At 42.4% G+C, this 4,317-nt stretch carries 3 protein-coding genes; 1 reads left to right on the forward strand and 2 read right to left on the reverse strand.

All coding sequences use genetic code 11. The features are described from left to right. Nucleotides 1–176 precede the first annotated feature (176 nt). Nucleotides 177–1,166, reverse strand: coding sequence for a WG repeat-containing protein (locus ACT3SX_RS14140; protein WP_226945117.1), 990 nt, complete (start codon nucleotides 1,164–1,166; stop codon nucleotides 177–179). 271 nt (nucleotides 1,167–1,437) lie between these two features. Between ACT3SX_RS14140 and ACT3SX_RS14145 the strand changes: the two genes are divergently transcribed. Then, nucleotides 1,438–2,370 carry a DMT family transporter gene (locus tag ACT3SX_RS14145; protein ID WP_192992252.1) on the forward strand — a complete coding sequence of 311 codons (933 nt, stop codon included), beginning with the start codon at nucleotides 1,438–1,440 and terminating at the stop codon, nucleotides 2,368–2,370. A gap of 128 nt (nucleotides 2,371–2,498) precedes the next feature. Here ACT3SX_RS14145 and ACT3SX_RS14150 read toward each other — a convergent pair whose 3' ends face one another. After that, the gene (locus ACT3SX_RS14150) at nucleotides 2,499–3,947 is read right to left on the reverse strand and encodes a solute carrier family 23 protein (protein WP_192520575.1); all 1,449 of its coding nucleotides are present in this window, start codon (nucleotides 3,945–3,947) and stop codon (nucleotides 2,499–2,501) included. Nucleotides 3,948–4,317: the final 370 nt, after the last annotated feature.

Genomic DNA, 4,317 nt, shown 5'->3' on the forward strand with positions numbered 1-4,317 from the left:
AAATTAATGGATCATAACGCTCAGCGCCAATAACTTAAAAAACGTTAAACAAGCCATAACAGAAAAAGAGTGTAAGCCTATCGATGGATAACAGGTCTTACACTCTTTTTCTATCATAGCCTTTTTATTATAAACGGCTGATACCAAAATAGCGGTTTAGTAGTTTTCTAGTCATACTAGCCCTCATCACAAGCGACACTAGCACCTTCTTTATCAATACACATTTTAGTGCCATTTTTTAGGTTACCAATCCACGCCTTGCCATCCGTAAATACAAACGCAGGCTTACCTTTGTACTTGTCATTAACCGACACGCCGCTGTCAGAAAAACGAAACGGGATCACCAGCTCACCACCAAGATTAACAAAACCCCAATCTTTACCAATTCGAACACCAGCCAACCCTTCAGAAAAAGACTGTACTTCATCAAATGAATAAGTAATCATAATCACGCCATTGTCATCGACAAACCCCCACTTACCATCTTGCTTACGTGGTTGTAAAGTGGTAAAACGAGTGACAGGTGCTTGGCTTGATTGTACTGCGCTTGACTCTGATACTGGGCCCGACTTATCGCCGATGTTACTATTGCTACTATTAGGGTCACTAGTGGCTTTGCCATTTTTATCTAGCCAGCTGATTGCACGGTTTTTATTGACGCGCGCCACGCCGCCTCGATAGTCATCGATATCACTGAATGCTGCCGAAAACGGCACAATGGTTTTATTGGCTGTATTAATGACACCGTACTTGCCAGATTTTTTTACGATGATACGACCTTCTGATACCGCACGCGCCCAGCCTGATGACTCGCCTAATAAGTCATAAATGACCGGCACAACTTCACGACCTTGCATATTAATATAGCCAACCTTTTTACCCCGTTGGACGGGAATTAGGCCACCCGCAATTTTATCCGCTTTAATCTCGTGATAACGTGATAAATCAACAACCGCTTTACCTTTTTTATTGATTAAAGCAACAGGCGCACCAAAGTCTTTGATGGCCAAAAAATAACTGCTATTTGATGTGCAAGAGACGTTTTTGTAATAGCTTTTGGGTAGTTTGCAGCTAGCAGCTTGTGCTGTTGACGCTGTAAACAAGACGCTACAGACAACGCCCAAGGCAAAACCATAGCGCAGAATTATTCGTGGTAAATTGAACATCAAGCATCGTTGTGGTTTTGATAATGAGTGTTGCAACATAAATAAACCTAAGCTAAGAGTATGGATGTTTTTGGTGTAGACGTTAGGGCGTGTTGAACATTATAAACCACTAGGGCAATAAATATACGCCGTCACCACCGCTTAATGTAACTGGTTATTTTTAAGCTTAAAACCTCGACAGTGCAGCCTAACTTACTATCGTTTTTAACATAGGCATTGATACTGATATAGAGGTTAGCAGGGTATATTAATACAGAAATAAGGATTGTTTATGGCACTTGCTGCTTCACGCTCTGCCCCTATCGGCTTAGTCATTGGTTGTATTATATTTGGTCTAGGAAGTTTGATTGTTGCTCATGTCGATATCGGTGGTTGGGCGATGTCGTTTTGGCGACTGGCCATTTCTGGTATCGTCTTTGCTGTCTTAGCAAAAATGATGGGGCAACGCTTGCCTCGTTCAAGGCGGGCTATCTTTTATAGTCTATTGTCAGGTGCATTTTTAGGGCTGGATTTGGCATTGTGGCATGAGAGTATTTATGCCGTTGGTCCTGGTATCTCAACATTACTGAACAGCTTACAGATTTTCTTTTTGGCAGCGATTGGTTTTTTATATTTTAATGAACGCCAATCGATAGTACAGCTCATTAGTCTGTTTTTAGCGATGCTAGGCGTGGCAATGATTGGCAGTCCTGAGTTTGCTCATAATACAGCAGCAACGTGGGGGTTCATCACAGGTATCGTCTCGGGTGCGATGCTGGCTGCATCAATGACCTTCATTCGTAAAACGCATGATACAGAACCAACACCGATATTTGTGTTGATGCAGCTAATTAGTATCGGTGGTGTCTTTGCCATGATTATTCCGATGCTAGTATTTGATATGGGGCATATCTTACCGAACACATGGTCTGAGATTGGTTGGGTGCTTATCTACGGTACCGTGATGCAGTGCTTGGCATGGGGACTCATCGCCTACTCTATTCCCAAGCTGTCTCTAGCATTGACTGGGTTATTACTATTAACTGAACCAGTTGCTGCATTGGTCATTGATTATAGCTGGCTGGACAAACCGATTAATGGCTTACAATGGAGTGGTGCACTGTTAACCATGCTTGCGATATATCTAGGCTCATTAAAACCTAAGCCACGAGCGCTGCGTCGATATCGGTTTTTTGCACGCTTTTATAAACGTAAATATAAATAACAGCGTAAATATAAATAAATTTGATGGTCTCGTTCAAAAAAATCCCCCGTTCTAGAGATAGAATGAGGGCTTTTTTAACATCATCAATTCAGTTTATATAGTTCATAAAGGCTATAACACTCAAGCTATTATTTGGCTAATAATTTCTTAGCCGCTTTTACTTCAGACGCTTGATTGAATAGGATATTCAATACGATGGCAGCTAGCGTAGCAGTACCGATACCACCCAAATCAAAACCACCTAAATGCAAGCTAAAGTTGCCGGTACCCATGATAACAACGACAGCTGCAATGATTAGATTACTGTTTTTGCTAAAATCAATATGATTGTCTATCCAGATTTTCACACCTGCCAGCGCAATCAAACCAAATACAACGATAGATGCGCCGCCTAATAATGCCGCTGGGATGGTCTGAATGATGGCGCCAAACTTTGGAGACAGTCCAAGAACAACCGCAACCACACCTGCCACCACAAATATCGTCGTGCTATAGACCTTGGTCACCGCCATTACACCGATATTTTCAGCATACGTAGTCACGCCTGTACCACCAAACCCTGCCGAAAAAGTCGTTGCTAAGCCATCAGCGAGAAAAGCGCGACCCATATAAGGTGTGACGCGAGCGTTGGTCATGCCCTCGACCGCTTTAAAGTGCCCTAAGTTTTCAGCCACTAAAATAAAGGCCACTGGTGCAATCATAATAATAGCATTTTTATCAAAACTAGGCGTATGAATCGTTGGTAGACCGAACCATGAAGCCGCGGCCACGCTCGTAAAATCAATCGGTGCTCCAAAGCCTAAAACATTGGTCATCACAAAATAAGCAGCATACGATAAAATCAAACCGACCAATAACAATAGGCGACGTAACATGCCGCCAGTAAACACGGCTACAACACTGATGAGCAACACCGTCAATGTGGCCATCCATGCATCAAACTGATTGGCCGACACACCCTGAATAGTCACCGGTGCTAAATTAAGACCAATGATCATCACGATGGCACCGGTCACGATAGGTGGCATCAAGCGCTCAATCCAGCCAGTGCCCGTCTTCATCACCAATAGTCCAATCAAGGCATAAATAATACCGCAAGCCATGATACCGCCCAAAGCGACATTTAGATTACCATTGAACCCTGCACCTGCATAGGCTGTCACAGCGATGACTGGACCGATAAAAGCGAAGCTTGAACCCAAATAACTTGGCATGCGCCCACCAGTGATCATAAAGAACATCACCGTACAAATACCTGACATCAAAATAGCTAAATTAGGATCAAATCCCATTAATAATGGTGCCAGCACCGTCGCACCAAACATCGCAAAAGTATGCTGCACACCTAATAAGACACTTTTTGATGGTGGTAGATATTCATTAATACCGACTGGATCACGATCCAAGTTACCCTGATACGGTCGCCATGTCGGGAACCAACGACCATTGTTAAAGTCTGGATTTTTTGAATAACTTATGGCAGCTGAATCAATACCTGCAGCTTCTAGTGCATTTTGTTCTGGTGGCTCTTGAGCACCATTTTTTGAATGGGAGGAAGGGTCTTTTTGAGATGGCATGCGCTTATCCTATGTGAACTGAGCTAAAATAATAGGCGACAATAAATAATGTACTGAAAATACAGTCAGGTTGTGACGTCAATAATTGAGGATAGGTAGTTAGAAAATACGGTCAGTAGTAAACCTAGTACTGGAACATTTAACAGACCCTACATACCACCCTAATTTATTCATTTATGTTTTAATATAGCAAACCAAAAGTATTATTTGCTATGATGAGCATATACTGCTGTATATATAAGGTTTTGCTAGATGTATCAGGTCGGCTATGCGTTGCTAAAAATGGTTTCAGTCGTGCTTTGTTATTCAACGTACTCTATGACGACAACCAGCTTACAGGATGTTACATAGCCGTCGACTCCGGGTCATA

Source organism: Psychrobacter sp. AOP31-B2-9 (assembly GCF_052378005.1).
Classification (GTDB): Bacteria; Pseudomonadota; Gammaproteobacteria; order Pseudomonadales; family Moraxellaceae; genus Psychrobacter.

Bases quoted from the DNA above. Each gene is read 5' to 3' on its own strand.
- ACT3SX_RS14150 (WP_192520575.1), bottom strand. From the start codon at position 3,947: ATGCCATCTCAAAAAGACCCTTCCTCCCATTCAAAAAATGGTGCTCAA.
- ACT3SX_RS14145 (WP_192992252.1), top strand. From the start codon at position 1,438: ATGGCACTTGCTGCTTCACGCTCTGCCCCTATCGGCTTAGTCATTGGT.
- ACT3SX_RS14140 (WP_226945117.1), bottom strand. From the start codon at position 1,166: ATGTTCAATTTACCACGAATAATTCTGCGCTATGGTTTTGCCTTGGGC.